Here is a 26719-nt window from a genome sequence, read left to right on the forward strand (position 1 = left end):
GAAACATGGCCGATTTGCAAGCGAACCCCGCCGTGGTGCGCCAGTACCTGACAGGTCTGCAGAGCCGCATCACCAGTGCTATTGCGCAGCTGGACGGCGGCGTCTTTCTGTCAGACGCCTGGAAAAAAGCGTCCCATGAGCCTCTCCAAGGCAGCGGCATCACGCAGATTCTGGAAGGCGGCGCCGTGTTTGAGCGCGCAGGCTGCGGTTTCTCGCACGTGCGTGGCCCCAAGTTGCCGCCCAGTGCCACCCAACACCGGCCCGAATTGGCCGGCGCACCGTTTGAGGCCATGGGGGTGTCGCTGGTCTTTCACCCGCGCAACCCCTATGTGCCCACGGTGCACATGAATGTGCGCATGCTGGCCGCCAAGAACCCGCAGGGGCAAGAGGTGTGCTGGTTTGGCGGCGGCATGGACCTGACGCCGTATTACGGCTTTGACGACGACGCCGTGCACTTTCACCAGACTTGCAAGGACGCGCTGGCGCCGTTTGGTGAGGACAAGTACCCGCGTTTTAAAAAGTGGTGCGACGAATACTTCTTTTTGAAACACCGCGACGAGCCGCGTGGTGTAGGTGGCGTGTTCTTCGACGACTTCTCCGAGCTGGGCCAGGACCGCAGCTTTGCCATGCTGCAGGCGGTGGGCGATGCATTTTTGACGGCTTATTTGCCCATCGTGCAGCGTCGCAAAGACATGCCGTACACCGAGCGTGAGCGTGAATTTCAGCTGTACCGCCGCGGCCGCTATGTGGAGTTCAACCTGGTGTGGGACCGTGGCACTCACTTCGGCCTGCAATCGGGCGGGCGCACGGAGTCGATTTTGCTGTCCATGCCGCCGCTGGTGAGCTGGGCCTACCAACAGCAGCCGGAGCCGGGTTCGCCCGAAGCGGCGTTGACCGAGCACTTCTTAACGGCGCGGGACTGGGTGTGACGCTGACCGCAGCCACACCGCCCCGGCGTATTGGCGTGTTTGGCGGTGCGTTTGACCCGCCACACCGTGGCCACCACGCCTTGGCTGCCACGGCGATTGCGCAACTGCAGCTCGATGCGCTGCACATCATCCCCACCGGCCACGCCTGGCACAAAAGCCGTACGCTCAGCGATGCATCCCACCGCATGTCGATGGCGCAGCTGGCCTTTGCGGACTTGCCACAGGTGGTGGTGGATGGGCGGGAGTTTGACCGCCCCGGGCCCACCTACACGGTGGACACCTTGCTGGAACTGCAGCATGAAAATCCGGGCACGCAGCTCTACCTGCTGATTGGTGAAGACCAGGCGCGTGCGCTACCCAGTTGGAGCCGCTGGGAGCTGCTGCCCGCACTTGCTATAATTTGTGTAGCTGCTCGCGCAGATTCAACGGGGGTCAAGGGCCAATTTGATGCCTTAAAAGCACATGTGCCCGGCCTGATGGTCCTGAATATGCCCCCCGTGGCCACCAGTGCCACCGATATCCGACACCGCGCAGCCCTGGGCCAAAGCATTGGCCCTCTGGTTTTTGAAACCGTTGCGCGTTATATTGACCAACACCATCTTTACCGACCGACCTGATGACTACTTCCACCGTTGCCAAAAACACCCAAAAACTCCAACGTGCCATCGTGGACGGCCTGGAAGACGTCAAGGCCCAAGACATTGTGGTGTTCGACACCGAGCACCTTTCCTCCCTGTTTGAGCGCGTGATCATCGCCTCGGGTACCAGCAACCGCCAGACCAAGGCACTGGCCGCCAGCGTGCGCGATGCGGTGCGCGAAGCCGGTTTCCCCAAGCCCCGTATTGAAGGCGAAGCCAACGGTGAGTGGATCATTGTGGATTGCGCGCAAGCCGTGGTGCACATTTTCCAACCTAACTTCCGTCAGTACTACCACCTGGAAGAGCTGTGGGGCGAGAAGCCCGTGCGCTTGAAGCTGGGTGCTGCCAAGCCAGTCGTCCCCGAAGCGGCCAAACCTGTAGCCAAGGCGCCTGCCAAAAAAGCCGTGGGTGAACCCAATATGCGCCGTTCCAGCGCCGCCAAGAAGGGTGTGGAAGAGGCTTTCCCCTCCAAGGCTGCGTTGAAAAAAGCCGCTGCCAAGTCTGCCGCCGCCAAGGCACCAGCCAAAAAGGTGCCTGCCAAGAAAGCTGTGACGGCCAAAGCCCCCGTGAAAACCGTGGTGGTGAAGCCCGAAGTGAAGCCCGCCGCCAAAAAGACTGCCGTCAAGCCGACAGCGGCCAAAAAAGCGCCTGCCAAGAAAGCTGCCCCGCGTAAAGCCTGAGGCTGGCGATGCGGCTGGTCATCATCGCTGTCGGGCAGCGGGTGCCCGATTGGGCGCAAACCGCGTGGGACGACTACGCCAAGCGCTTTCCGTATGAGTTGAAGGTCGAGCTCAAGGCCATCAAAACCGAGCCACGCGGCTCCAAAACGGTGGAGCAGCTGTACGCTGCGGAGCGCAAACGCATCGAGGAAGCCATCCCCAAGGGCGCGCGCATCGTCGCATTGGACGAACGTGGCACCAGCCTGCGCACCACGGCCCTGGCCGAGCGCTTGCGGGAATGGCAGCTGGGCGGCACGGATGTGGCGTTGGTGATTGGCGGCCCGGACGGGCTGGACCCCGAATTCCGCCAATCTGCCCACGAGCGCGTACGCCTCTCCGACCTGACCCTGCCACATGCCATGGTGCGCGTGCTGCTGATTGAGCAGCTGTACCGCGCCTGGTCCGTCAATGCCAACCATCCCTACCACCGTGAGTGATTTCATTTACCTCGCTTCGCAAAGCCCACGTCGCCGTGAACTGCTGACGCAGATCGGCGTGGTGCACGAATTGCTGCTGCCCACACCCGACGAAGATGCAGAGAGCTTGGAAGTGGTGCTGGCCGGCGAAGCGCCCGATGTTTATGTACAGCGTGTAACTGCTCTTAAATTGATAGCTGCTCGCGCAAGACTGGTGAGGGCTGGAGGCCAAAATCGTCCCATATTGTGCGCTGACACCACGGTGGCGATGGGGGGCGAGATTCTGGGCAAACCCGAACACGCTGACGACGCCCAGCGCATGCTGCGCGCCTTGTCAGGCCAGACCCACCGCGTCTTCACCGCTATTGCCATTGGTTGGGGTGACAAGACGGCCCAGGCCTGTTGCGAATCGCGGGTGACCTTTGCCGAGATGAGCGAGACCGAAATCGCCGGCTATGTGGCCAGCGGTGAACCGATGGGCAAGGCCGGCGCCTATGGTGTGCAGGGCCTCGCTGCGGCATTCATTGCGCGCATCGAGGGGTCGTACTCTGGCATCATGGGCCTCCCTTTGTTTGAAACTGCGCAGGCCTTGCGCGAAGTGGGCTTTGCATGCAACAAGACATCCTGATCAACTGGTCCCCGCAAGAGACGCGGGTGGCCATCGTCGAACACGGTGCGGTGCAGGAACTGCACGTGGAGCGCACGCTGGAGCGCGGCCTGGTGGGTAATGTGTACCTGGGCAAGGTGGCCCGTGTGCTGCCGGGCATGCAGTCCGCCTTCATCGACATTGGCCTGGAGCGCGCAGCCTTTCTGCATGTGGCCGATGTGTGGCACCCGCCGGCCGAGGGCGAATCGTTGAGTGCGTCGCGCGCCTCGCAGCCGCAAATCCCCATTGAGAAGCAGGTGTTCGAGGGCCAGTCGCTCATGGTGCAGGTCATCAAGGACCCGATTGGCACCAAGGGTGCGCGCCTGTCCACGCAGATCAGCATTGCCGGGCGCCTGCTGGTGTTCCTGCCGCAGGACGACCACATCGGTGTGTCGCAAAAAATCCCCACCGCGCAGCGCGACGAGCTGCGCAACCGCATGCAGAAGCTGTCGGGCAAGGAGGGCGGTGGCTTCATCCTGCGCACCAATGGCGAAGATGCATCCGACACCGAACTGGGCGATGACATTGCCTATCTGCGCAAGGCGTGGGCGCGTATCAAGGACGCCGCACTGCGCCTGCCCGCACAAAGCCTGCTGCACCAGGACCTGAGCCTGCTGCAGCGCGTGCTGCGCGATTTGGTGGGCGAGGGCACGCAGACCATCCGCGTGGATTCACGCGAGCAGTTTGATGCGCTCAAGGCCTTTGGATCGGAATTCATGCCGGCTGCGGCCGAAAAGCTGCAGCACTACAAGGGCGAGCGCCCGATTTTTGATCTGTATTCCATTGACGAGGAAGTGGCCAAGGCGCTGGCGCGCCGGGTGGAACTGAAGTCGGGTGGCTACCTCATCGTGGACCAGACCGAGGCGCTGACCACGGTGGACGTGAATACGGGCGGCTTTGTGGGGGCGCGCAATTTTGACGACACGATCTTCAAGACCAACCTGGAAGCCGCACAGGCGATTGCAAGGCAGCTGCGCCTGCGCAACCTGGGCGGAATCATCATCGTGGACTTCATCGACATGGCACGCGAAGACCACCGGGAGGCCGTGCTGGGCGAATTCCGCAAGCAGCTGGCACGCGACCGCGTGAAGACCATGGCCGGTGGCTTCTCGCAGCTGGGTCTGGTGGAGATGACACGCAAGCGCACGCGCGAGTCGTTGGCCCACATGCTGTGCGAGCCGTGCCCGACCTGCGAAGGCAAGGGCATTGTCAAAACCCCGCGCAGCGTGGCCTATGACATCTTCCGCGAGATATTGCGTGAGGCGCGCCAGTTCAATCCGCGCGAGTTCCGCGTGGTGGCCTCCCCCAAGGTCATCGAGCTGTTTCTGGACGAGGAGAGCCAGCACCTGGCCGGCCTCTCCGAGTTCATTGGCAAGCCGGTGTCGCTGCAAAGCGAAGCTGCTATGGCGCAGGAACAGTACGACATCGTGCTTTTGTGATGGTGGCGTGTGACTGAACGTTTGCGGATCGCCGTACTGAGCCGGAACTTTGCCACCACGGGCGGTGGGGCGGAGCGGTACTCTATCGCCGTGGTGGAAGAGCTGGCGGCGCGCCATGAGGTGCATGTGTTTGCGCAGACGATTGCACATGACTTCCCTGGCGTCACCTACCACCGCATTCCCATGCCGCTGGAGCGGCCGCGCTGGATCAACCAGCTCTACTTTGCCTGGAAAACCTGGCGTGCCACGCGGCAAGGCTTTGACATCGTGCATTCGCATGAAAACACCTGGCATGGCAATGTGCAGACTGTGCACGTGCTGCCAGTGAAGCACACCTTGTTTGAGGGCAAGCAGGGCGGGGCGCTCGCGCTACGCTGGCTGAAGGTGCTGACGAGTCCACGGCTGCTGGCCTACCTGTGGCTTGAAAAGCGTCGCTATGCCTGGGCACTGAAGAAGCGCGTGGTATGCGCATCGTCGTCGCTGAAGGCGGTATTGCAGGCAACCTATCCCGCATCGGCACCGATGCTGGAGGTGGTGACTCCGGGCGTGGACGCGGTGCCGGGCCGTGCGTCTACCATGCAGCGCGTGCAGGCCCGCGAGCAACTGGGTCTGCCGGTCGAGGCCACTGTGTTGTTGTTCGTGGGCAATGACTTTGTCAAGAAAGGGCTACCAGCCCTGCTGCAGGCCTTGGCTCAACTACCTGCGCAGGCTCAGTTGGCGGTAGTGGGTAAGGCCGAGAGCAAGCTGGTCATGCGCAAGCTCGCCGAACGGCTGGGTTTGACGGCACGCGTGCATTTTCTGGGTAGCCAACGGGACATGGAGCTGGCCTACCGCGCGGCAGACGCACTAGTGCATCCCACGCTGGAAGATGCCTACGGCATGGTGGTGCTGGAGGCCATGGCGCATGGTTTGCCTGTGGTGGTGAGCGATACGCCGTATAGCGGCATTGCGCAAGATCTGCGGGATGGCGAGAACGCGTTGTTGCTGAAAGACCCCCGGGATGTGGCAAAGATCGTAGCCACCTTGCAGCGCCTGCTAAATGATGCCGACCTAGTTGGCTACTTGTCCACCCGAGCACTGGTATTTGCCCAAGCCCACTCCTGGGAGCACGCGGCGGGTATGTATGAGGCGATGTACTTGGGCATTGCGAAGCGCTACGTGCAACGCTGGCTGATCCTGTCCCACGCGTTCAACATGGATGGTCGCGCCGCCAGTCAGACTATTACTGACAAGTTGCCGCATTTGGAAGCGGCTGGCATTGAACTGGTCGTGTTGAGTGGAGTGTCCGGCGATCAGGATCGCCACTACGAGCACCACCAGCTCTGGCCTGCGGGGCCGGCGGGTATTCGATTTGAGTTACGCCACGTGCTGCGCAAACACTTGCCAAACGCCAGGACCTATCGGTTGATGATGGTGCTGCTATCGCTGCCACTGTTGCCTTTCATGTTCATCGAAAAGTTGCTGCGGCCCGTGGAAAGCTCCTGGTCCTGGTGGTTCACTGCCTACCTCAAGGGACGTGCGCTGGCCCGGCACCGCAAGTTCGATCTCATCTATTCCAGCGGCGGGGCTTTTGCTGCCCATGTGGCCGGACGGGCCTTGAAACAGGCGCTGGGTGTGCGCTGGCTGGCCGAGGTGCACGACCCGCTGGTGATGCCGGGCAGCACGCCCAAGACTGCGCAGGAGCGCATGCAGGCCGAGGTGGAACGCCAGATCTGCACCGATGCCGATGTGGCCATCTGGTTCACCGAACAGGCCCTGGCCAGTGCCAAGCGTCGCCATCCGCAACTGGGCGAACGCGGCAAGATGATGCTGCCGGGCATTGACGCGCCATTCAAGGTGTTGCCGCCGTATGTGCCGGGGCCCAAGATGGTCATCGGGCATTTTGGCTCGCTGTCTGCCACACGCAACCTCACACCCATCCTTTCTGCACTGGAGTCCTTGGTCGCCGGGCGCCCCGGGTTGCGCTCCATGCTGGAGCTGCAGCTTACCGGCGGGCCGCTGGACGCAGTGTCCCAGGCCGCCATCGCCCAGTCACCCGTGCGTGATCTGGTGCGCCACCTGGGGCGTATCGAGGCGGATCCGGTGACCGGGCTTTCAGGGCGCGAGCAGATCTTGCGCCGCATGCGCTGCGCCGATGTGCTGCTCCTGCTGCATGGCACCGAGCTGATCTGCGCCGAATACATCCCGTCCAAACTCTATGAATACCTGTGGATGCAGCGACCGATTTTGGCGACGGTGCATGGCAATGCGCAGATGGCCGGGTTGTTGCGGGGGCAGGGGCATAGTGCGGTTGAAACCCAGGGTGTAGCTGCCCAGGAGGCCCTGACTCTGGCCACTACGCAGTTGGTCGCGCGCTGGGAGGAAGCCGGTCTCGCTGACAACGGGCTACCCAGTCCCTACACGACGCAAGCGGCGGTCAGCCAACTGCTGGGCGAGTTGGCAGTGGCGGCGGAGGTAACTGCATGAGCATTGCGTACCGCTCCGATATCGATGGCCTGCGGGCCATTGCCATCCTGACCGTGGTGGCTTTCCATGCCTTTCCGGAAGTGTTTCCCGGCGGGTTCATCGGGGTAGATGTTTTCTTTGTGATTTCGGGCTTTCTGATCACCAGCATCTTGGAGAAGGAGATGCAGGCCGGCCGCTGGAGCCTTGCGTCTTTTTATGCACGGCGTATTCTGCGCATCTTCCCCGCCCTTATCTTGGTGCTGCTGGCTTGCCTGGTAGCGGGCTGGCATACCTTGCTGGCGCAGGAGTACATGCAGTTGGGCAAGCATCTGGGCCTGGGGGCAGCATTCCTCTCGAACATCGGTCTGTGGTGGGAGGCGGGGTACTTTGACAAGGCGTCCGAAGCCAAACCGCTGCTGCATTTGTGGTCGCTGGCGATCGAGGAGCAGTTCTACATCGTCTGGCCCTTGTTGCTGTGGCTGATTCTGCGCAGCCGGCGCAGTGCTGCGCGCAGCGTTGCCACACTGGCCGTCGTCTCCCTGTTGTTGTCGATCTGGTGGGTGTGGAGCGATCGCACCCAGGCCTTCTATTCGCCGGCGAGTCGGGCCTGGGAACTGCTTGCGGGGGCGTGGCTAGCTCTGCAACCCCAGCGTTTGCAGTCTGTGCGTACGGCGGTACGGGGCTTGGCAGTTGCCGTCCTGTTGGGCGCAACGTTGCTGCTCAATGCCAGGGCGCCATTTCCTGGTGTGGTGGCGTTGCTACCCGTGCTGGCTGCGGTGGTGCTGATTGGCGTGCCTGCGACGTCGGATTGGACGGGACGTTTCTTGAGCCATCCGTGGATGGTGGCCCTGGGCAAGGTGAGCTACCCCTGGTATCTGTGGCATTGGCCTTTGCTGAGCTTTGCCTACATCATCGAAAGTGGCCAGGCCTCTGCGGGCCTGCGGCTAGGGCTCGTGCTGGCGAGTCTGCTGCTGGCCGCACTGACGCACCGACGCTGGGAGCTGCCTCTGCGCAGATTGCCGCGCCGTTTGGTGATCAGCCTCTTGCTGGTGGCCATGGTCCTCCTCGGTTTGTTGGGCAAGAACATTTATGACCGCCATGGTCTTGAGCGCATCCGCCACAAGAACCTCATCCAGCTGGATCAGGCTTCCAACCAGGATTTCCTGGACTTCGAGAAACAGGGGCTGATCACCGAAGCAAAGTGTGACAAGCCCTTCAAGTTTCCGGAGCGGGAGGTATGCCTGCGGGCCCACCCGGACAAGCCAGTCAGTGCCGTGGTGCTTGGCGACAGCCATGCGGTGCACGCATTTTGGGGGGTGGCCAAGGCCTTCGATGCTCTAGGTCTGAATCTGGCTGTGCGCGGCAAAGGTGCCTGTGTTCCTGTGATGGCGGCTCCACCAGGCGCTGGAACCTCGGAGTGCGAGCGCCATATGGAAACCACGCTGCGCGATATCGCTGGGGATGCCAAGGTGCGTGCGGTGGCGCTGGTGTTTCGGGGGCGCTACCTGACAGAGCAGTCTTCACCTCAGGAGCGCCAGGACTTCGAACGCAAACTGGATGCCACGCTATCGTTGCTGCAATCCGCCGGCAAGCAGGTGTATTACTTTTTGCCTGTGGTGGAGCCGGGCTTTGACCCGCGCCTGTGCATGGGCGCACTGCCGCTGGGGCGCAAGCCACCCTATCCCTGTGTCATTGACAAGACCGCAGACGATGCCAAGTCCGAAGCGGTGCGCACCAGTGCAGCGCGTGTGCTGGTGCGCTGGCCGCAGGTCCGCGTTGTGGACCCGAATACCATGTTGTGCAGAGAAGGAAAGTGCCCCATCCTGCAGGACGGGCACAGCATTTTCAAGGATGAAAACCACTTGTCCCAGGCCGGCTCCATGCGGCTGAGCGAGAGTTTGAACACCGCCAATCATTGAGAGCCACATGACGTTGAACCGATTTCAGGGGTTTTATCTTCCGCTGCTTCTGGCCTTTGCTGGTGTGCTGTCCGTGTCGGGCACGATTGCCTTGCGCAATGTCTTGCATCTTGGCTTGTTGCTGCTCCTGCTGGGCTATCTTGGGGTTGCTTGGCGCACTGAGCGTGGGCGTATGGCCACGTTGACTGCTTCAGTGCCATTGCCGGTCTGGCTCTGGTGTGCCTATCTTTTGCTATTCCCCTTGATTGCCCCGAACTCTGCCGGGGCATGGGGCAACATGATTGGCAAGGGCATGTGGGGCGAGTCCATGCTGACCTGGTTGCTCGCATGGGGGGCATTTCTGATCCTTGGCACGAAGCGCCTGACACTCTGGGTGCTTGCGCTGGTCAGCGCGGTGCCGGTATTCATTCACCTGGGCCTTACCGTACTGGCCTGGGCCGGCGTATTCCAGCCCGCGTTCTATGAGGATCCGTCTTTGCAGGTGGCAGGCCAGTCGTTGTGGGCTGTGCTGCGGGATGTGTCCTTGCTGCAGAAACCGTTTCAAGCCTTCCCCCTGGGGTTTAGAGGCATAGAGCCCATGCATGGCAATTTGGGCTATCCAGCCTCTCAGGCCATGTGCATAGGCTTGGCTGTGATGTTGGCGGCCTGGCATGAGGGCAAGCACCGCAGGGCGATCCAGGCAGGGGCGTTGGTTGCGTTGTGCTTTGTGAGTGTGGTGATTGCGCAGTCACGTGCGGCTGCCTACTTTGGGCTGCTGATTTTGGTGCTTGCCTTTGTGACCTATGCAGTGTTTGTACGCGTTCAGCGCGTGCCGTTGCGACTGGGGCGAGGGGCGGGCCTCATGATGGTGGGCGTCGGGACGTTGTGCCTCGTGTTCTTCTACCAAGTGGTCTCGCACAATCCGGTTTGGTACTCCATGGGGGACAAGGTGGCGATTGGCTTCCAGATCGAGAGACCAAAAGACTTAATCTGTGAGGGCTTTACTCCTGCCACTTCCGAGTTTGTGCGCAGACAATATCCCTATAAGGACGAGGCCTATGTCGAGTCACTGATTGAAGGCCTCCAAGGCGACGGCGGGCGAGTCTTACTGGCCCGTGTCGGTGCTGAACTCAGTGCCAGCAATCCCTGGGGCTGGAATGGCGGGCGTGATGCCTACCAGTACCGCATAGAGCAACTGTGTGGCCATGTGCCGGCGATGAACTTTTCCCATGCGCACAATGCTTGGATCAATCTGATACTGGCCGTGGGCTGGGTCGGGGCCATCCTCTACGCTTGGGTGCTATTGCGGTTCGCAAAGTCGGGCTGGAGCGCGCTGAAGCAAGAGAAAACATGGCCAGCGGGCCTGGCGCTTCTGCTTTTATCCGTCTTCTGGCTGTTGCGCGGCATGGTGGATGCCGTCTACCAGGAACACTATCTGGAGATGCAGGCCTTTTTTCTGCTCACGCTGTTCTTGCTGCTGCGCTCAGGCAAACCAGTTTCGGAATAGCGGGTTGCGCTTGACGAGCTGGTAGCGCCACTTTTCCTTCAGTTGGCGCAAGAGCGTGTTCTTATAGTACGCGCCGGTTCCGCCCCCAACGCCGCTGATGACCGGAGGAGGGCTCATCAGGCAATTCTGCAGCTGCTTGTTCAGAAAGATATCCCTGAAGCTCTCTTCCAGGCCATAGCCATCCTGGGCACGAATGGATTCATGGGCATGCAGAAAATGCTGTTGGTATGTCTGCAGGTCCATCGCATAAAACCGCGTGTCGATATAGGCCAGCGTTGTTGCCTTGCGCGGCGAGAAAGCATGGTCAAACACCCCCTTCATGAGTAGATGCCCATTCCATGGTTGCATGCAGGCGCTGAAGTTGTCCACCCAGAGCTTGGAGGTGCATTTGGCAAAGCAGCCAGCAGACTGGATCAGCGTGGAGTGTTCCATGGCATGGCGCACGATCTCGCCTTCACCATAGCCCCGGCCATGCCGTTGGACCCGCTCCACATTGTTCTGGAAATGCAGGCATTCCATCGGGCCGCTCCCAGGCAGCGTAGCAACTAAGGGTTGAAAATCGAAGTCCGATCCGTCGCAAAGTACTAGCGGATTGCGGGGAGCAATGGCCCGCCACTGTTGTACGGACTCCATCGCCAGCCGGGCCCGCTCCGTGGGGTCCTGCAGGCGGACTCCCTTGTCATGGGCCACCACACTGGAGGTCAGCAGTATGGGGATGTGGTCGGTGCCGGGGGGGCTCATATCCTGCCCAGCTTGCGACGCAGTTGTCGACCGACGCGAGAGAGCAGGCTACCGCCTTCACTAGGCCAGTCCATCTCGCGCTCCCAAGCCGATTGATAGATCACGCCGCAGTACAGGGTGGACAGTTGCTCCTGGGTGATGCCGCGGCGTGTTTCCTGGTCTAGCTGCCAGGCATAGTGATAGACCTTGAAAAGCGCTTGACAGGGGTGCAAGGGAATGGCTTGGTAGGCCAGCAGCGACTCGCCATACCAGCGCGACTCAATCGGGGTTTGCGCAATCGCATCGGCAAAGCCCATGCCGCGTGGTTGCAGGTAATTGCTGTCCAGCGACTCCCAGACCTTGCTGTGCCATACCAGAGGAAAAGGACCAAAGCTGTAGCGGCGGCCATGGCGTCCAAATGTCTGTTGCATCGATGCGGCTTCCCGCACAAAGTCGTCCACGATGCGGGGACGGCCATGTTGCATGGCACCCTCCAGCAGGTCATGTGCCTCGTCCAGCACTGTGTAAGGATAGCCGTCTGGAGCCAAAAAATCGTTGCTGAAAAACGGACGAATGAAGACCGCGTCCGAATCCAGGCAAACATAGGCTTCGGCCAGCCCTAACCGCCAAAATTCCGACTTCACGACCTGTTGCGCCACCGCTCCGTGCATGCGTGCGACCTGGCCTAGGTTCAGGCGCGGGGAGGCTTGCAGAATGCTCTCGTCAGAGATCAATTGGGCAGAGGTGGTGCCCAGGTGTTCGCGAAACAGGGCCAGCTCGGACTCCGGCACAGATATATAGACGGGAATGCGTGTCTCGTTGAAGCGCTCGATGGATTGCATCAGGCGCACGACGCGCCGTAAGTCGGTGCTATAACTTTTGCAGTACAACGCCAGCGGGCTCATGCACGCTTGTCCTCATAGGCCGTAGCCACCTTCATGAAAAACTGCAACGGGTTTGTGGCCCGCGCCACCATGATCCGGTTGAGCGCATAGGGGTTGTCGCCCGCTTGCGCACGGCCCCTGCGTGTGCTCGTGGCCGTCACGTAGCCTGCCGCGCGCACCATGTCTTCGTGCTCGGGTTTGAACCAGCCGTAGGGATAGCAGAAATGCCGTACTTCGGCGCCCAGCACATGTTGCAGCTCGTCCTTGGATTGCACGATCTGCTGCTGCGCTGCTTCGTCGGACAGCTCCGTGAGGTTGGCATGCGTCTGCGTGTGCGAGCCCACGTCCATGCCAGCCCCGTGCCAGGCCAGCCAGTCTTGCTGTGTCATCAGCGGCTTCTGCGCCACTTTCCCTGCGTCCCAGGCATTGGTACCTCCCACCATGCTGCTGACACCATAGCAAGTCGCGGTGAAGCCGTTGGCTTTTAGCGTGGGCAGGGCGTGGACCAAGTTGTTCTGGTAGCCATCGTCAAAAGTGATGCCCACCACCTTGCCTTGTTGATCCCCGCGCAGATAGGGCTCCAGATCGCGCATGGACAGGCCTTTGTAGCCCATCAGGCGCAACATGCGCATTTGCAAGGCAAACGAGGAGGGCGCAACAATGAGTCCGCGCAGCGCCGTGCCACGCGGTGGCGGTACGTCAATCTGGTGGTACATCAGGATTGGTATCTTCATGTCTGCAACCTCTGCAGGTTGGCGTAATAGCCGTTGCGTTGAAGCAGGGAGGCATGGTTGCCAGATTCCACGATGCGCCCCTGGTCCAGCACTACAATCAGGTCTGCGCGCTCAATCGTACTGAGGCGATGGGCGATGATCAGGGTGGTTCGGTTGCGCATGAGGGTAGCCAGCGCATCCTGTACCATGCGCTCCGACTCGGTATCTAGGGCCGAAGTGGCTTCATCGAGGATGAGGATGGGCGCATCTTTCAGTAGAGCTCGCGCAATCGCAATGCGTTGTCGCTGGCCGCCCGAGAGCGCTGCACCGTTTTCCCCGGTGAGCGTGTCCAGTCCTTGTGGAAGCTGGGAGATGAATTCCCACGCATGGGCTGCAACAGCCGCTTCTTGCACTTTGGTGTCATCGGCACCGCGCGACTGGCCAAAGGCAATGTTGGCGCGAACGCTGTCATTGAGTAGGACGATGTCCTGACTGACCAATGCGATGTGTTCGCGCAGGTTGGTCAGTGCCAGTGTGGCGATGTCGACGCCATCCACCGTGATGCGGCCAAAGTCTGGCGTGTAAAAGCGAGGAATCAGCGCCGCCAGCGTGCTTTTTCCGCCGCCCGACGCTCCTACCAAGGCGATGGTCTGACCGGGTTGCGCCTGGAGGGTGATTTTGTCCAGTGCCAGCTTGTCGCTGCCGGGGTAGCGGAAGGACACGTTCTCGAAGCGGATCTCACCCTTGCAGTCCGGCAACCTGGCATGGCCTATATCGGCTTCTACAGGTGCATCGAGAACCCCAAAGACGCTTTCGCAGGCGGCCAGGCCGCGCTGTAGGATGGGGCTGATGGTGGTGAGTTGCTTGATCGGCGAGATCAGCAGCAGCATGGCGGTGATGAAAGAGACAAAACCGCCCGCCGTGTCACCGGCCTGGCCCATGGAGCGACTCAGCGCCATGTAGATGATGAAGGCGATGGCGATGGAGGCCGTCATATGCGTGATGGGTGTCAGTGCTGAGGCGGGTACGGCCTCTTTCATCATGCTGCGGCGAAAGCTTTCGGTGACGGCGTGGAAACGCTCTTTCTGCTGTGCCTGGCCGCCATAGATCTTGATGACCTTGTTGGCCGCAGTAGTCTCTTCCACGGTGTGGGCTACGGCGCGTAGCGACTCCAGGCTCGCCTTGCTGGCCTTTCGTATGCGGCGGCCAAAGCTTTGGATCAGAATGGCAATTACCGGTCCCACAGTCAGCGTGATCAAGGTCAGTTTCCAGTCCAGGTAGAGCAGATAGGACAGCAGCGCCACTGCAGTTAACGATTCTCGTACCGCCGTCACCAGCACATTGGTGGCGGCCTGGTTGATGTTGTCCACGTCATAGAGCAGACGCGCAATCCATTGCGAGGCGGGCTGGGTGTGAAAGATCTGTGTGGGGGCACCTACCAGCTTGTCGAACATTGCACGCCGCAGGTCTACCACCAAGCGAGTCGAGACCCAAGTCATGAGGTAGTTGGTCACGAAAGACAGTACCCCGCGTGTCAGAAAAAGTAACACGATGCTGGTAGGGATCAGCCACACCATGCGTGCTTCGGTGGTGCGAAATCCACTGTCGAGCAAATGCTTAATGATGGCAGGAAACACCGGTTCAGTTGCCGCAATACAAACCATGCAAAGCACGGCGATAGAGAAGGCCTTCCAGTAGGGGCGAAGAAAGCCCAGCAGCCGCAGATACAGCGTGCGGTCTGCTTTAGTCATGCTGGGACAGTGGTGGCTTGGTGGGGGCGCACCACGCTTCCCCACTCTGAATCTCAATAGCCTTTACATAGCGGTAAAACGTGCCTTCAAAGTTTCCGACCGCGATGACAAAACCCGCCCATCCATCAAGAAATCCCAGCTTGAAAAGATAGTGTTTCCAGAACGCCCACTTGGCATGCAGTAGTGCAGACCACATGGAGATCTTCTTATGCTTGAGTTTTTCTGCGCCCAAGCTGGAGTAGCGGTTGGCTTTGTGCATGACTTCTGCCATGTTCTTGAACGGGAATTGCCAAATCGCCTGCCGCATGTGGCCCAGTGGCTTGTCGGATTCGAGGACGTAGCCCTCGTGCACAGGTTTCTGGTCGTACCGCATGGCACCCTTGCGAAACAGCTGGGGTTGGCGGTAATTGGGATACCAGCCTGAATGCTTGATCCAGCGGCCCATGAAGAAATTACGTCTAGGCGTATGGTAAGCGTCCAACGCATCGGGACTCTCGGTCAATTGCCTGATTTCTTTCGCGGCCTCCGGCGTGCACCGCTCGTCAGCATCCAGGCTGAAGATCCATGGGTGTGTGCAGGCCGCAATAGCCTGGTTGCGCAGGTCGCCGAAGCCTTTGAATTCGACCTGCACGACTCGGGCTCCGAGCTGGACAGCCAGATCCGCAGTGCCGTCTGTACTCCAGGAGTCCACCACCACGATCTCATCCGCCCAGCGAACACTCTCAATCGCAGCACGCACCTTTTCTGCTTCGTTGAAAGCGATGATGTAAACAGAAATCAATGGCATGGGGTGATAACATCCGTCCGTGTTGTGAACTTTCTCTGCAGCGCTTGCTCTACTGCAAGTCAAAGTGTTGTCAACACCCTCCGCGCGAGCGGCCTAGTCTATTCCAAAATGTCTTCTTTCGATCCGATATCGGTGGTGGTCACCACCTATAACCGCAGCGACGCCTTGGCGCTGGTCTTGGATGGCTTGAAGCAGCAAACGGATCGCGGGTTTGAGATTGTTGTCGCGGACGATGGTTCCACCCAGGCGCACCGAGACCGGGTTGCACAAGCTTGTGCATCCTCAGGGCTTGCCGCCACCCATGTGTGGCATCCGGATATCGGTTTCACTGCATCCCAGGTACGCAATCTAGGGGTGGCTGCATCCAAAGGGGCTTACCTCATCTTGATGGATGGCGACTGCATACCCGATGTTGACTTTATTGCACGCCATCGCCAGCTGATGCAGGTCGGTTGTTTCGTAAATGGCAGTCGGGTCCTGCTTGGAGAAAGGTTTACCCGGCGGTTGTTGGCAGGTAAAAACGTTATCAGCGCCCGATCCGCGGGCTACTGGTTATGCCGACGCTTGAGGGGAGACGCCAGCAAACTCACGGGTCTGCTGCGATTGCCCGATTTTCGGTACCGTTTGCAGCCTCAGTTTGTGTGGAAAGGCATACGCAGTTGCAATATGGCAGTCTGGAAATCAGATTACCTGACGGTGAATGGTTTTGATGAGAGTTTTGTGGGCTGGGGACACGAAGACGCTGATTTTGTCCTTCGTTTGCACAATGCTGGCTTGATTCGCAAGAATGGATTTTGTGCCACGGAGGTCTACCACCTGTGGCATCCGGAGGCCAGCCGCCTGCAAGAGGGGGTGAATGCCGACAAGGTTCGGCAGCGCCAGAAGACAGGGCAAGTACGCTCTACCATTGGTTACCAAGAAAGCAAAGACGCTCCCCATGTGGTGGTGCGCAGTTGGGGATAATCGGAACATGACGAATAAATTTTTGCTTGCTGTCATCACTTGTTTTGTGAGTCTGCAGGCCGCAGCACAGTTTCGCGTCGAGGTGTCCGGTGTGGGCTTGACCCAGATTCCCATCGCCGTCCCCAGCTTCAAGGGCGAGGAGTCATCACCCCAAAAACTGTCCGCCATTGTGATGGCTGACTTGGAGCGTAGTGGTCAGTTCCGTGGCACAGACAATGTTGCGGGTCTCTGGGATGAGGTGTCACGCCCCGATATGTCCGCCTGGCGCCAGAGGGGTGCGGATGCATTGGTCACTGGCAGCATCACACGTTTGGCCGATGGGCGTTTTGATGTTCGCTTTCGTTTGTGGGATGCGGTACGGACCCAAGACTTGGGCGCGCAAAGCCATGCCGTGGTTGCTGGAGATTTGCGATTGGCCGCGCACCGCATCGCTGATTTTGTTTATGAAAAACTCACGGGTGACAAAGGAACCTTTTCCACGCGTGTGGCGTATGTCACCAAGGCGGGTAGCAATTACAACCTCTGGGTTGCTGACGCCGATGGGGAAAATGCCCAGAGTGCGCTGAACAGCCCCGAGCCCGTGATTTCTCCATCCTGGGCACCCAATGGCAACCAGCTTGCCTATGTATCGTTTGAGTCACGCAAGCCCGTTGTGTATGTCCATGATGTATCCACAGGGCGTCGTCGGCTGGTGGCCAACTTCAAAGGATCCAACAGTGCACCAGCCTGGTCCCCGGATGGGCGGACCCTTGCGCTGACCTTGAGTCGCGATGGCGGCTCCCAGTTGTACCTGATGGACGCCAATGGTGGCGAGCCACGCCGGTTGGCCCAATCCAGTGCCATCGATACCGAACCGGTGTACACAGCGGATGGCAAGACGATCTACTTTGTCAGTGATCGGGGTGGTTCACCACAAGTCTATAAAATGCCCGCCACTGGTGGAAACCCCGAACGTGTCACTTTTTCTGGCAGTTACAACATTTCGCCGGCTGTCAGCTCAGATGGCAAATGGCTGGCCTATGTGTCCCGGGTGAATGGCGCCTTTAAGTTGCATGTGATGGACATAGTGTCTGGCACGGTCAGCGCCATTACCGACACTACTGCGGACGAAAACCCCAGTTTTTCGCCCAACAGCAAACTGGTGATTTATGCCACCTTGCAGCAAGGCCGCGAGGCGCTGATGACCAGCACCCTGGATGGACGGATCAAGGCCCGATTGGCGGGCCAAAGTGGTGATATTCGGGAGCCCGATTGGGGCCCTTTCCAAAAATAATCTGAAATTTAACAAGGAGTTTTGAATGAAGCGTATCGTTTTGTCCCTGGCAGTTGCATTGGTTCTCAGTGCCTGCGGTTCTTCTGTCAAGCTGGACAACGTGCCGGTGGAAGACAAATCTGGCGCTACAGTAGGCACCGCTGCGGATGCCAACAAGGCGGATGGCAGTGGTGTTGCCAAGAGCGGTGTTACCACCGTGGATCTGGATAAGGCCAATCAAGACGCCTTCATGAAGTCCACCACCCGTACCGTGTATTTCGACTATGACAGTTTCGTCATCCGTTCTGAATTCCAGTCCGTCATCGAAGCACATGCCAAGTTCTTGAAGTCTGACAAAGCCCGCAAGGTCACTTTGGAAGGCCACACCGACGAACGTGGTGGTCGTGAATACAACTTGGCGCTGGGTCAAAAACGTGCTGAAGCCGTGCGCAAGGCACTGGCACTGCAAGGTGTGGCAGACAGCCAGCTCGAAGCCGTGAGTTTTGGCAAGGAAAAGCCTGCGGTTTTGGGCAATTCCGAAGCGGCGCTGGAAAAGAACCGCCGCACCGAAATCAGCTACCGCTAAGCCATGGTCACACAACGCTCCGCTTGGGCTGTGGTTCGCCAAGGGCTGTTGGTGCTCTCGTTGTTGGCGAGTGCAGGTTTTGCGCAAGCGGGCTTGTTTGACGATGAGGAAGCGCGCCGCGCAATCTTGGACCTGCGCCAACGCATTGACCAGCTTAGGCAGGAGTCGGAGCAAAAGCAGGCTGAAGAAACCAAGCGTGCAACCGAAGAGGCTGCACAGTTACGCCGAGCCTTGCTCGATTTGCAAAACCAGCTGGAGGCCAGCCGAGTGGAGATGGCCAAACTGCGCGGGCAGAGTGAGCAATTGGCCCGCGACGTGGCAGAGATTCAGCGCAATCAAAAGGATGCGGGGCAATCGCTGGAAGATCGCCTGCGCAAACTGGAGCCCGTCCGGGTAAGTGTGGATGGCCGTGAGTTTTCTGCCGAACCTGCGGAAAAACGCGACTTTGAATCCGCACTGGCGGTTTTTCGCAAAGGGGATTTCCCCGCAGCCCAAGTGTCATTTGTCGATTTGCTGAATCGCTACAGTGCCAGCGGTTATCGCCCCTCTGCGTTGTTCTGGCTGGGGAATGCGCAGTACGCAACCAAGGACTACAAAGAGGCGCAGGCCAACTTTCGCACATTGGTTCAGCAAACACCCGATCACATGCGTGTCCCTGAGGCACTCCTGGCCATTGCCAATTGCCAACTTGAGATCAAGGACGTGAAGGCCGCGCGCAAAACCCTAGAGGAGTTGCTGGCCAAACACCCCGGCACCGAGGCTGCTGCGGCAGCCAAAGAGCGCCTGGCGCGTCTCAAGTAAGGCGCCTGGCTCGCACGTTTGCCATGACCGATAGCTTGGAGTCTGTAGATCTCGCGCGCCGTTTCTCGGGCCTGGACCGGTTGTTGGGCGTGGCACCCGCGGATCGTGTGCGCTTGGCCCATGTGATGGTGGTTGGCATCGGCGGCGTTGGTTCTTGGGCCGCCGAAGCCCTGGCGCGCAGTGGGGTGGGGCGGCTCACGCTGGTGGACATGGACCATATCTCCGAGTCGAACATCAACCGCCAGCTGCATGCCCTGTCTTCCACCTTGGGCATGGCCAAAATTGAGGCCATGCGACAACGCATTGCCCTCATCAACCCCGCTTGCGACGTTCATTGTCTGGATACCTTTGCGGACGCGGACAACTGGGCGTCTCTCGTTGCGGGGGGCGTGGATGCCGTACTGGATGCTTGTGACCAAGTGCGTACCAAGACTGCAATGGCTGCATGGGCGGTCACAACCAAAACACCGTTCGTCACGGTCGGTGCTGCGGGTGGCAAGCGTTTGGCGCATGCAGTGGACATTGCCGACCTGAGCGAAACTACCCACGACCCGCTGCTGGCACAACTGCGCTACCGTTTGCGCAAGGAGCACAGCGCACCCAAGAATGGCAAAAAAATGCGTGTTGCCTGTGTCTTTAGCAAAGAAGCGGTCGCAGGGCCAGATGCCTCCTGTGCAGTGGAATCGGATGGCTCACTCAATTGCCATGGTTATGGTTCGCTTGTGACGGTCACTGCCACCTTTGGTATGTGTGCCGCGGGCTGGATCATCGACAAAATATCGCGGCGAGAGCAAGAGGAAGAAAAAAACACGCTATAATTTGAGGCTTCGCGGGATCATGTAGCTACGTTGCAAGATCCCGTTGGGACCATAGCTCAGTTGGTAGAGCAGCGGACTTTTAATCCGTTTGTCGTGGGTTCGACCCCCGCTGGTCCCACCAAATTTTTTGGGAATTTAGCTCAGCTGGTAGAGCAGCGGACTCTTAATCCGTAGGTCGAGAGTTCGAATCTCTCAGTTCCCACCATCTACACTGCGTAGATATTGAAAACCCCGCTATCTTTTTGGTAGCGGGGTTTTTTCTTATTGGGCGTTGTGTTGGACGCTGCCCAAGGAGGGCCTCAGCCCTCCATCTGCGCGGTCAACTCCAGCCACTGCTCTTCCAACGTTTGCAGTTCACCGTTCACCGATTTCAGGCGCTTGCCGGTTTCGGCAATCACGGATGGGTGCGGGTTGGTCGAGAGTTTGCCCTCCAGCTCAGCACCTTCGGTGTTGAGTGTCGCCATGCGCTCCTCCACCTGGGCCAGTTCCTTCTTCAGCTTGCGCAGCGCTTCCGGTGTGGGGCCGGTTTTGACAATCGCCACCGGCGCCACGACCGCGGGCTTGATGGCGTCAGACTTGGCCTCTTCCTTGGCCAGCTCACGCTGGCGTTTGGCCTCGTCCAGCAGGTAGCGCTGGTAGTCGTCCAGATCGCCATCAAACGGCTCCACGCCACCGCGCGACACCATCCAGAATTCATCACACACGCTGCGCAAAAGCGCACGGTCGTGGCTCACCAGCATCACTGTGCCTTCGAACTCGTTGAGCGCCATGGCCAGGGCTTCACGGGTTGCCAAGTCCAGGTGGTTGGTGGGCTCATCCAACAGCAAGAGGTTGGGGCGTTGCCAGACGATCATGCACAGCACCAAGCGTGCTTTTTCGCCACCGCTCATGCTGCCCACGGCCTGCTTGACCATGTCACCGCCGAAGTTGAAGGTGCCTAGGAAACTGCGCAGGTCTTGTTCGCGTGTCTGCTGGCCGGCAATCTTGCCGGCAGCTGTCATTTCACGGACCAGGCGGATCATGTGCTCCAGCGGTGATTCGTCGGGTCGCAGCACGTCAAGCTCTTGCTGCGCGAAGTAACCAATGTTCAGGCCCTTGCCTTCAGTTACGTCACCACCCAAGGGCTGCAGATCACGCGCGACGGTTTTTACCAAGGTCGATTTACCCTGGCCGTTGGCACCCAAAATACCAATGCGCTGCCCAGCCAGCACCGACTTGCTGACGTTGTGCACGATGGTGGTGGGCGGTGTGCCCTTGGGCGCATCTTCGGGCGGCGGGTAGCCGAAGCTGACGCCGCTCATGGACAGCATGGGGTTGGGCAGGTTGGCGGGTTCTTTGAACTCGAAGGTGAAATCCGCCTCGCTGAGCAGCGGTGCAATCTTCTCCATGCGGTCCAGCGCCTTGACCCGGCTCTGCGCCTGCTTGGCCTTGCTGGCCTTGGCCTTGAAGCGGGCAATAAATTTCTGCAGGTGGGCGATCTTGTCTTGCTGCTTGCTAAACGCTGTCTGCTGCAGCGCCATTTGCTCGGAACGCAAATCCTCGAACTTGCTGTAGTTGCCGCCGTAGCGCACCAGCTTGCCCGCGTCGATGTGCAGCGTCACGTTGGTCACCGCATCCAAAAATTCGCGGTCATGGCTGATGACGACCATGGTGCCTTCGTACTTCTTGAGCCAAGCTTCCAGCCAGACCAGAGCGTCCAAGTCCAAGTGGTTGGTGGGTTCGTCGAGCAGCAACAGATCGCTGGGGCACATCAGCGCGCGCGCCAGCTGCAGGCGCATGCGCCAGCCACCCGAGAAGCTGTTTACCGGTTTGTCCAGCTCGGTGGTCTTGAAGCCCAGGCCCAGGATCAGCGCCTGCGCACGTGCGGCAGCGTCGTACTCGCCGGCGTCGTGCAAGCCGGTGTAGGCGTGGGCCATGCGGTCGTAGTCGTCGGTGGCCTCTGCGGCTGCCACTTCGGCACGCGCGGCGCCTAGTTGGGTGTCGCCCTCGACCACAAAGTCGGTCGCGCCTTGGTCGGTTTCGGGCATGTCCTGGGCCACCTGGCCCATGCGCCACTGGGTAGGGATGTAGTACTCGCCCGCGTCTTCGTGCAGATTGCCGTTCAGCAGGGCAAACAGCGAGGATTTGCCCGCACCGTTGCGACCCACCAGGCCGACCTTTTCACCAGGATTGAGGGTGACGGAAGCGCTGTCCAGAAGCACCTTGGCGCTGCGGCGCAGGGTGACGTTTTTTAAGGTAATCATGTTGGAGACTCAGTTTTCAATTCTTGGAGGCGTTTCGGGCCTGCATGGTGGTGAGGGCTGGTGGACGGGGCATCCGTTCTCCGGCACATCTCGCGGGCGAACACTTTGGGTTCGCAGTGGTTATTTCGTTAACGCCTTGGTTTGCGGGGACACGCTGTGGCAACCGCGAACAGCGCCTGCGCCCAGATACCCCATCCACCATCCCAAAGGTGGCATTGTCTGCGCCAGAAGAAAAAATACGTTCGTAGCGGCAGGGTAGGGGTGGGGAGCGCAGTGAGGTAAAGGAGGAGGCCGAAGGCCGGGGGACACGAACGGAGATCTCTGCCCCTGGCCTGTTGCGTGCCCAGCACCTAAGCCCGGCGTAAAGGCGCTAAAGCAGCAATGCCTCCTTGGTTACCAACAACACCTGGTCTTCCCCGGCGCTGGTTTCCAGCCACACCACTTCCAGGGCGGGAAAGGCAGCTTCAAAGTAGGTGCGCTCGTTGCCAATCTCCAGCACCAACACGGCATCGTCTGCCATATGGGCCGGTGCCTGTTGCAACAGCGTGCGCACAAAATCCATACCGTCCCCACTGCCACCAGACTGGTTGCCGTCCAGCGCGATAAAAGGCTCAGCCAGATACTCAGCGGGCAGGGCAGCCATGCTCTGCGCATTCACATACGGTGGATTGCACAGAATCAAATCAAACGGACCGGGCAGGGCGGACAAGCCATCAGACTCGACGAGCTGCACACGCTCCTGCAAACTGTGTTTGTCCACATTGATGCGGGCCACGGCCAACGCATCGGTAGAAATGTCGGCCCCAGCGACTTCCACATCGGGATACACCATGGCTGCCAAGATAGCCAAGCTACCGTTGCCGGTGCACAAGTCCAGCACACGGTGCGTGCTTTCTTTCAGCCAGTAGTCAATGCTGCCATCCACCAACAGCTCGGCAATCAGCGAACGCGGCACGATGACCCGCTCGTCCACATAAAACGGAACGCCTTGCAGCCAGGCCTCATTCGTCAGATATGCCGCAGGCTTGCGTGTGCTGATGCGCGCTCCTAAAAGCGTAGCTGCTTGCGCATATTCCTCGGGGGCTACAGGCCTATTTGACTCTGAATCGTCTGCGTCGAGCGGCGTATCCAGCGGCAGACCTAGCGCGTGCAACACCAGCCAGGCGGCTTCGTCACGCGCATTGGTCGTGCCATGGCCAAAGGAGACTTGAGCGTCCGTGAGCTGCTGGGTGGCCTGGGCCACCAGTTCCAACAAGGTCATGCCTGCGCCTGACGGTTCAGGTTGACCAGCACCTGGCGGTAAATGTTCTTCAGCGGCTCAATATCCGCCACCGCCACAAACTCGTTGATCTTGTGGATAGTGGCGTTCGGCGGCCCCATCTCGATCACCTGGGGGCAGACCTGGGCGATAAAGCGCCCGTCGCTGGTGCCGCCGGTGGTGGACAGCTGGGTCTCGATACCAGTCTCGGAGCGGATGGCGTCGCGCACGGCGTCCACCAGCGTGCCGGGCGTGGTGAGGAAGGGCAGGCCGCCCACGGTCCAGGCCAGGTCATATTCCAGCTCGTGCTTTTCCAGCACGCTGGCCAAGCGCTTTTGCAATGACTCGGGTGTGGACTCGGTGGAGAAGCGGAAGTTGAAGTCGATCACCACATGACCCGGAATCACATTGCTGGCGCCGGTGCCGCCGTGCATATTGCTGACCTGCCAGGTGGTGGGTGGGAAAAAGTCGTTGCCACGGTCCCATTCGATGCCGACCAGCTCGGCCAACGCGGGCGCGGCTAGGTGGATGGGGTTTTTGGCCAGGTGCGGGTAGGCAATGTGGCCCTGCACGCCCTTAACCGTGAGCTTGCCGCTCATGGTGCCGCGCCGGCCGTTCTTGATCATGTCACCGGTGCGCTCCACCGACGTGGGCTCGCCCACGATGCAGTAGTCCAGCACCTCGCCACGGGCCTTCAGGGTATTGCAGACCACCACGGTGCCGTCATTGGCGGGGCCTTCTTCATCGCTGGTCAGCAGCAGGGCGATGTTCAGGTCGGGGTTGGGCGTGGCGGTCAAAAACTCTTCGATGGCCACCACAAACGCGGCCAGCGAGGTTTTCATGTCGCTGGCGCCGCGCGCAAACAGCTTGCCGTCGCGGTGGGTGGGTACAAAGGGCGCACTGTCCCATTGCGCCAGCGGGCCGGTGGGCACCACATCGGTATGGCCGGCAAACACCAGGGTTTTTGCTACAGGTTTGCTAGCTGCTAGCGCAGTATTGGCGGGGGCTACAGCCCGTTTCGCCCATAAATTGGTGACACGAAAGTCGGCCGGGCCGCTTTCGATGGTCTCGCAGACAAAACCCAGTGGCGCCAGGCGTTGGGCAATCAAGGCTTGGCAACCGCCGTCGCTCGGCGTGACGGACGCCATGGAAAGCAGCTGCTCAGTAAGCTGCAACGTCTTGGTCATAGAGCCCCCACGCTGGCCAATACGTTGGCGGCGCTGCCCCCCAAGGGGGCGCAAGCTTGCTTGAAACGGTTCAGCGCTACGCTCATCAGTGCTTCACATCCAGGGTAATTTCGGTAAACGAGGCTTCTTCTTCCTCTTCCACCACAGCAGCTGGCTTGGCCGCCTTGGTGAAGTCATTTTGCAGGCGCCACAACAGGTTGGTGGGCGAGTCGGCGTGGGCCAGGCCTTCCTTGCGGTCGACCGAACCCTCCACAATCAGGCGGGCAATGTCGTGCTCGAAGGTTTGTGAACCCTCGGCCATGGACTTTTCCATGGCCTCGCGCACGCCCGAGAAGTCGCCTTTTTCAATCAGCTCGGCAATCAGCTTGGTATTGAGCAACACCTCGGCAGCTGGCATGCGCGAGCCCGCGGTGGTGCGCAGCAGGCGCTGCGACACGATGGCACGCAACGCGGCGGCCAGATCGCCCAGCATGGTGGAGCGCACTTCCACTGGGTAGAAGCTCAAAATGCGGTTCAGCGCCTGGTAGCTGTTGTTAGCGTGCATGGTGGCCAGGCACAGGTGGCCCGACTGTGCATAGGCCACGGCTGCCGACATGGTTTCGCGGTCGCGGATTTCGCCAATCAGAATCACATCGGGCGCCTGGCGCAGCGCGTTTTTCAACGCAACCTGCAGCGACTGTGTGTCAGTGCCGATCTCACGCTGGTTGACCACCGACTTCTTGTTCTTGAACAAAAACTCCACCGGGTCTTCGATGGTCAGGATGTGGCCCGAGACGTTCTCGTTGCGGTAATCCATCATGGACGCCAGCGTGGTGCTCTTGCCCGCACCGGTGGCGCCTACCATGAGCAGCAGGCCGCGCTTCTCCATGATCAGGTCGCCCAGAATGGGCGGCAGTTGCAGGTTGGCCAGGCTGGGAATGTCCACCGCGATGTAACGAATCACCGCGGCGATGGAGCCGCGCTGGCGCATGGCGCTGACGCGAAAACGTCCCACACCCGCCATCGGAAAGCCCACATTGAGCTCGCCTTCGGCCTCCAGCAGCGCCATGTGCTCAGGCGAGAGCACCTCGGCCAGCAGGTTCTTGGGCGCGTCGGCCGGCAGGGTCTGGCTGTTGATCGGTACACACTGGCCATTGATCTTGATCAGCGCCGGGGCGTGCGCGGACAAGTACACATCCGACGCCTTCTTCTCGCTCATCAGGCGAAGAATGCGTTCCATCGTTCCCGATGGTTGGGGTGTGGTGGTGGCCATGGCGTACCTCTCTTGGAACAGGTCTACGGTTTAGTCGCGCAGCAGGTCGTTCAGGCTGGTGGTCGAACGGGTCTTGGCATCCACCTTCTTGACAATGATGGCGGCGTACATGCTGTACTTGCCGTCGCCCTTGGGCAGGCTGCCGCTCACCACCACGGAGCCGGCAGGCACGCGGCCGTAGCTCACGGTGTCAGTCGAACGGTCGTAAATCGGGGTGCTCTGGCCGATGTACACGCCCATGGAGATGACCGAGTTTTCTTCCACGATCACGCCTTCGACCACTTCCGAGCGCGCGCCCACAAAGCAGTTGTCTTCAATGATGGTGGGGCCGGCCTGCATGGGTTCCAGCACGCCGCCAATGCCCACGCCGCCAGACAAATGCACATGCTTGCCGATCTGCGCGCACGAGCCCACGGTGGCCCAGGTGTCGACCATGGTGCCTTCGTCCACATAGGAGCCGATGTTGCAGTAGGACGGCATCAGGATCACACCCTTGCCCTGGAAGCTGCCGCGGCGCGCCACAGCGGGGGGCACCACGCGCACACCCGTGGCCTTGAGGGCTTCAGCGCTCATGCCGGCAAACTTGGTGGGCACCTTGTCGTAAAAGCCCAGGTCGCCGGACTGGATGATTTCGTTGTCTTTCAAACGGAAGCTCAGCAGCACGGCCTTCTTGATCCACTGGTGGGTGGTCCACTGGCCCACGCCTTCACGGGTGGCCACGCGCAGGCGGCCGGCGTCCAGCTCGTTGAGCACACGCTCCACGGCGTCGCGCACTTCGGCGGAGGCAGAGGCGACGGAGATGTTGGCGCGGTCTTCCCACGCGGCTTCGATAACGGTTTGCAGTTGTTGGCTCATAGGGCTCTTGAG

The 26719-nt window shown here is 60.1% G+C and carries 24 protein-coding genes and 2 tRNA genes; 16 read left to right on the plus strand and 10 right to left on the minus strand.

The genetic code is table 11. The features are described from left to right. Positions 1 to 5 precede the first annotated feature (5 nt). From hemF to AC097A_RS10360, 9 genes are read left to right on the plus strand one after another with little or no spacing between them, the layout of a single operon-like run. Positions 6 to 929 carry an oxygen-dependent coproporphyrinogen oxidase gene (hemF, locus tag AC097A_RS10320; protein WP_479620754.1) on the plus strand — a complete coding sequence of 308 codons (924 nt, stop codon included), beginning with the start codon at positions 6 to 8 and terminating at the stop codon, positions 927 to 929. Beyond that, positions 926 to 1546 (plus strand): nicotinate (nicotinamide) nucleotide adenylyltransferase, encoded by a 621-nt coding sequence (nadD, locus tag AC097A_RS10325; RefSeq protein WP_479620755.1) that lies wholly within the window; start codon positions 926 to 928, stop codon positions 1544 to 1546. The genes hemF and nadD overlap by 4 nt, the downstream gene beginning before the upstream one ends. Next, positions 1546 to 2247, plus strand: coding sequence for a ribosome silencing factor (rsfS, locus tag AC097A_RS10330; protein WP_479620756.1), 702 nt, complete (start codon positions 1546 to 1548; stop codon positions 2245 to 2247). Before nadD ends, rsfS begins: the two co-directional genes overlap by 1 nt. A gap of 8 nt (positions 2248 to 2255) precedes the next feature. Further along, the gene (gene rlmH, locus AC097A_RS10335; RefSeq protein WP_479620757.1) at positions 2256 to 2723 is read left to right on the plus strand and encodes a 23S rRNA (pseudouridine(1915)-N(3))-methyltransferase RlmH; all 468 of its coding nucleotides are present in this window, start codon (positions 2256 to 2258) and stop codon (positions 2721 to 2723) included. Beyond that, a complete protein-coding gene (locus tag AC097A_RS10340; RefSeq protein ID WP_315493424.1) occupies positions 2716 to 3330 on the plus strand; it encodes a Maf family nucleotide pyrophosphatase in 615 nt (204 codons plus the stop codon). The genes rlmH and AC097A_RS10340 overlap by 8 nt, the downstream gene beginning before the upstream one ends. Beyond that, on the plus strand, positions 3312 to 4787 hold the full coding sequence (rng, locus tag AC097A_RS10345; RefSeq protein ID WP_479620758.1) for a ribonuclease G: 1476 nt from the start codon (positions 3312 to 3314) through the stop codon (positions 4785 to 4787). The genes AC097A_RS10340 and rng overlap by 19 nt, the downstream gene beginning before the upstream one ends. Before the next feature lie 9 nt (positions 4788 to 4796). After that, entirely contained in the window at positions 4797 to 7253 is a 2457-nt protein-coding gene (locus AC097A_RS10350) for a glycosyltransferase family 4 protein (protein ID WP_479620759.1), read from the plus strand. Continuing rightward, on the plus strand, positions 7250 to 9151 hold the full coding sequence (locus AC097A_RS10355; RefSeq protein ID WP_479620760.1) for an acyltransferase family protein: 1902 nt from the start codon (positions 7250 to 7252) through the stop codon (positions 9149 to 9151). The genes AC097A_RS10350 and AC097A_RS10355 overlap by 4 nt, the downstream gene beginning before the upstream one ends. 7 nt (positions 9152 to 9158) lie before the next feature. Beyond that, the gene (locus tag AC097A_RS10360) at positions 9159 to 10637 is read left to right on the plus strand and encodes an O-antigen ligase family protein (protein ID WP_479620761.1); all 1479 of its coding nucleotides are present in this window, start codon (positions 9159 to 9161) and stop codon (positions 10635 to 10637) included. Here AC097A_RS10360 and AC097A_RS10365 read toward each other — a convergent pair. The 5 genes from AC097A_RS10365 to AC097A_RS10385 are packed head-to-tail and all read right to left on the minus strand — an operon-like array spanning position 10614 to position 15492. Beyond that, on the minus strand, positions 10614 to 11378 hold the full coding sequence (locus AC097A_RS10365; RefSeq protein WP_479620762.1) for a hypothetical protein: 765 nt from the start codon (positions 11376 to 11378) through the stop codon (positions 10614 to 10616). The genes AC097A_RS10360 and AC097A_RS10365 overlap by 24 nt on opposite strands. Then, positions 11375 to 12262, minus strand: coding sequence for a DUF6492 family protein (locus AC097A_RS10370; protein ID WP_315493429.1), 888 nt, complete (start codon positions 12260 to 12262; stop codon positions 11375 to 11377). The genes AC097A_RS10365 and AC097A_RS10370 overlap by 4 nt, the downstream gene beginning before the upstream one ends. Further along, a complete protein-coding gene (locus AC097A_RS10375; protein WP_479620763.1) occupies positions 12259 to 12975 on the minus strand; it encodes a polysaccharide deacetylase family protein in 717 nt (238 codons plus the stop codon). The genes AC097A_RS10370 and AC097A_RS10375 overlap by 4 nt, the downstream gene beginning before the upstream one ends. After that, positions 12972 to 14705, minus strand: a complete 1734-nt coding sequence (gene msbA, locus AC097A_RS10380) for a lipid A export permease/ATP-binding protein MsbA (RefSeq protein ID WP_479620764.1) — start codon at positions 14703 to 14705, stop codon at positions 12972 to 12974. The genes AC097A_RS10375 and msbA overlap by 4 nt, the downstream gene beginning before the upstream one ends. Continuing rightward, complete coding sequence (locus AC097A_RS10385) at positions 14698 to 15492, minus strand: glycosyltransferase (RefSeq protein ID WP_315479170.1); 795 nt, start codon at positions 15490 to 15492, stop codon at positions 14698 to 14700. The genes msbA and AC097A_RS10385 overlap by 8 nt, the downstream gene beginning before the upstream one ends. 108 nt (positions 15493 to 15600) lie before the next feature. On the opposite strand from AC097A_RS10385, the gene AC097A_RS10390 reads away from it, so the two are divergent. The 7 genes from AC097A_RS10390 (at position 15601) to AC097A_RS10420 (ending at position 20117) form a co-directional block, all read left to right on the plus strand. After that, the gene (locus tag AC097A_RS10390) at positions 15601 to 16455 is read left to right on the plus strand and encodes a glycosyltransferase family 2 protein (protein ID WP_479620765.1); all 855 of its coding nucleotides are present in this window, start codon (positions 15601 to 15603) and stop codon (positions 16453 to 16455) included. Positions 16456 to 16462: 7 nt separating this feature from the next. Further along, positions 16463 to 17728: a Tol-Pal system beta propeller repeat protein TolB gene (gene tolB / locus AC097A_RS10395; protein ID WP_479620945.1), complete on the plus strand. Its 1266-nt coding sequence runs from the start codon at positions 16463 to 16465 to the stop codon at positions 17726 to 17728. Between the two features lie 25 nt (positions 17729 to 17753). After that, entirely contained in the window at positions 17754 to 18293 is a 540-nt protein-coding gene (gene pal / locus AC097A_RS10400; protein WP_315493433.1) for a peptidoglycan-associated lipoprotein Pal, read from the plus strand. A 3-nt stretch (positions 18294 to 18296) separates the two neighbouring features. Beyond that, on the plus strand, positions 18297 to 19094 hold the full coding sequence (ybgF, locus tag AC097A_RS10405; protein ID WP_105260861.1) for a tol-pal system protein YbgF: 798 nt from the start codon (positions 18297 to 18299) through the stop codon (positions 19092 to 19094). A 23-nt stretch (positions 19095 to 19117) separates the two neighbouring features. Next, complete coding sequence (locus AC097A_RS10410) at positions 19118 to 19912, plus strand: tRNA threonylcarbamoyladenosine dehydratase (protein ID WP_479620766.1); 795 nt, start codon at positions 19118 to 19120, stop codon at positions 19910 to 19912. A gap of 45 nt (positions 19913 to 19957) precedes the next feature. Then, positions 19958 to 20033: transfer RNA gene (locus AC097A_RS10415), tRNA-Lys, on the plus strand. Between the two features lie 8 nt (positions 20034 to 20041). After that, a tRNA-Lys gene (locus tag AC097A_RS10420) sits at positions 20042 to 20117 on the plus strand. A 94-nt stretch (positions 20118 to 20211) separates the two neighbouring features. Here AC097A_RS10420 and AC097A_RS10425 read toward each other — a convergent pair. From AC097A_RS10425 to dapD, 5 genes are all read right to left on the minus strand, one after another. Next, positions 20212 to 22155 carry an ABC-F family ATP-binding cassette domain-containing protein gene (locus AC097A_RS10425; protein WP_315479166.1) on the minus strand — a complete coding sequence of 648 codons (1944 nt, stop codon included), beginning with the start codon at positions 22153 to 22155 and terminating at the stop codon, positions 20212 to 20214. A gap of 370 nt (positions 22156 to 22525) precedes the next feature. Next, entirely contained in the window at positions 22526 to 23416 is an 891-nt protein-coding gene (gene prmB, locus AC097A_RS10430) for a 50S ribosomal protein L3 N(5)-glutamine methyltransferase (RefSeq protein WP_479620767.1), read from the minus strand. Beyond that, positions 23413 to 24600, minus strand: coding sequence for a succinyl-diaminopimelate desuccinylase (gene dapE / locus AC097A_RS10435; RefSeq protein WP_479620768.1), 1188 nt, complete (start codon positions 24598 to 24600; stop codon positions 23413 to 23415). The genes prmB and dapE overlap by 4 nt, the downstream gene beginning before the upstream one ends. Positions 24601 to 24685: 85 nt before the next feature. Then, positions 24686 to 25852 (minus strand): PilT/PilU family type 4a pilus ATPase, encoded by a 1167-nt coding sequence (locus AC097A_RS10440; protein ID WP_315479163.1) that lies wholly within the window; start codon positions 25850 to 25852, stop codon positions 24686 to 24688. A 30-nt stretch (positions 25853 to 25882) separates the two neighbouring features. Next, entirely contained in the window at positions 25883 to 26707 is an 825-nt protein-coding gene (dapD, locus tag AC097A_RS10445) for a 2,3,4,5-tetrahydropyridine-2,6-dicarboxylate N-succinyltransferase (RefSeq protein WP_479620769.1), read from the minus strand. Positions 26708 to 26719 lie beyond the last annotated feature (12 nt).

It is taken from the genome of Rhodoferax sp. XS2R6 (assembly GCF_056521365.1).

Excerpts from the sequence above, each read along its gene's own strand:
- AC097A_RS10440 (WP_315479163.1), bottom strand. The coding sequence starts at position 25,852 with ATGGCCACCACCACACCCCAACCATCGGGAACGATGGAACGCATTCTT.
- tolB (WP_479620945.1), top strand. The coding sequence starts at position 16,463 with ATGACGAATAAATTTTTGCTTGCTGTCATCACTTGTTTTGTGAGTCTG.
- AC097A_RS10410 (WP_479620766.1), top strand. The coding sequence starts at position 19,118 with ATGACCGATAGCTTGGAGTCTGTAGATCTCGCGCGCCGTTTCTCGGGC.
- AC097A_RS10425 (WP_315479166.1), bottom strand. The coding sequence starts at position 22,155 with ATGATTACCTTAAAAAACGTCACCCTGCGCCGCAGCGCCAAGGTGCTT.
- msbA (WP_479620764.1), bottom strand. The coding sequence starts at position 14,705 with ATGACTAAAGCAGACCGCACGCTGTATCTGCGGCTGCTGGGCTTTCTT.
- ybgF (WP_105260861.1), top strand. The coding sequence starts at position 18,297 with ATGGTCACACAACGCTCCGCTTGGGCTGTGGTTCGCCAAGGGCTGTTG.
- hemF (WP_479620754.1), top strand. The coding sequence starts at position 6 with ATGGCCGATTTGCAAGCGAACCCCGCCGTGGTGCGCCAGTACCTGACA.
- dapE (WP_479620768.1), bottom strand. The coding sequence starts at position 24,600 with ATGACCAAGACGTTGCAGCTTACTGAGCAGCTGCTTTCCATGGCGTCC.
- AC097A_RS10375 (WP_479620763.1), bottom strand. The coding sequence starts at position 12,975 with ATGAAGATACCAATCCTGATGTACCACCAGATTGACGTACCGCCACCG.
- AC097A_RS10390 (WP_479620765.1), top strand. The coding sequence starts at position 15,601 with ATGTCTTCTTTCGATCCGATATCGGTGGTGGTCACCACCTATAACCGC.
- rlmH (WP_479620757.1), top strand. The coding sequence starts at position 2,256 with ATGCGGCTGGTCATCATCGCTGTCGGGCAGCGGGTGCCCGATTGGGCG.
- AC097A_RS10360 (WP_479620761.1), top strand. The coding sequence starts at position 9,159 with ATGACGTTGAACCGATTTCAGGGGTTTTATCTTCCGCTGCTTCTGGCC.
- AC097A_RS10355 (WP_479620760.1), top strand. The coding sequence starts at position 7,250 with ATGAGCATTGCGTACCGCTCCGATATCGATGGCCTGCGGGCCATTGCC.
- rng (WP_479620758.1), top strand. The coding sequence starts at position 3,312 with ATGCAACAAGACATCCTGATCAACTGGTCCCCGCAAGAGACGCGGGTG.
- prmB (WP_479620767.1), bottom strand. The coding sequence starts at position 23,416 with ATGACCTTGTTGGAACTGGTGGCCCAGGCCACCCAGCAGCTCACGGAC.
- AC097A_RS10365 (WP_479620762.1), bottom strand. The coding sequence starts at position 11,378 with ATGAGCCCCCCCGGCACCGACCACATCCCCATACTGCTGACCTCCAGT.
- AC097A_RS10370 (WP_315493429.1), bottom strand. The coding sequence starts at position 12,262 with ATGAGCCCGCTGGCGTTGTACTGCAAAAGTTATAGCACCGACTTACGG.
- rsfS (WP_479620756.1), top strand. The coding sequence starts at position 1,546 with ATGACTACTTCCACCGTTGCCAAAAACACCCAAAAACTCCAACGTGCC.
- pal (WP_315493433.1), top strand. The coding sequence starts at position 17,754 with ATGAAGCGTATCGTTTTGTCCCTGGCAGTTGCATTGGTTCTCAGTGCC.
- AC097A_RS10385 (WP_315479170.1), bottom strand. The coding sequence starts at position 15,492 with ATGCCATTGATTTCTGTTTACATCATCGCTTTCAACGAAGCAGAAAAG.
- dapD (WP_479620769.1), bottom strand. The coding sequence starts at position 26,707 with ATGAGCCAACAACTGCAAACCGTTATCGAAGCCGCGTGGGAAGACCGC.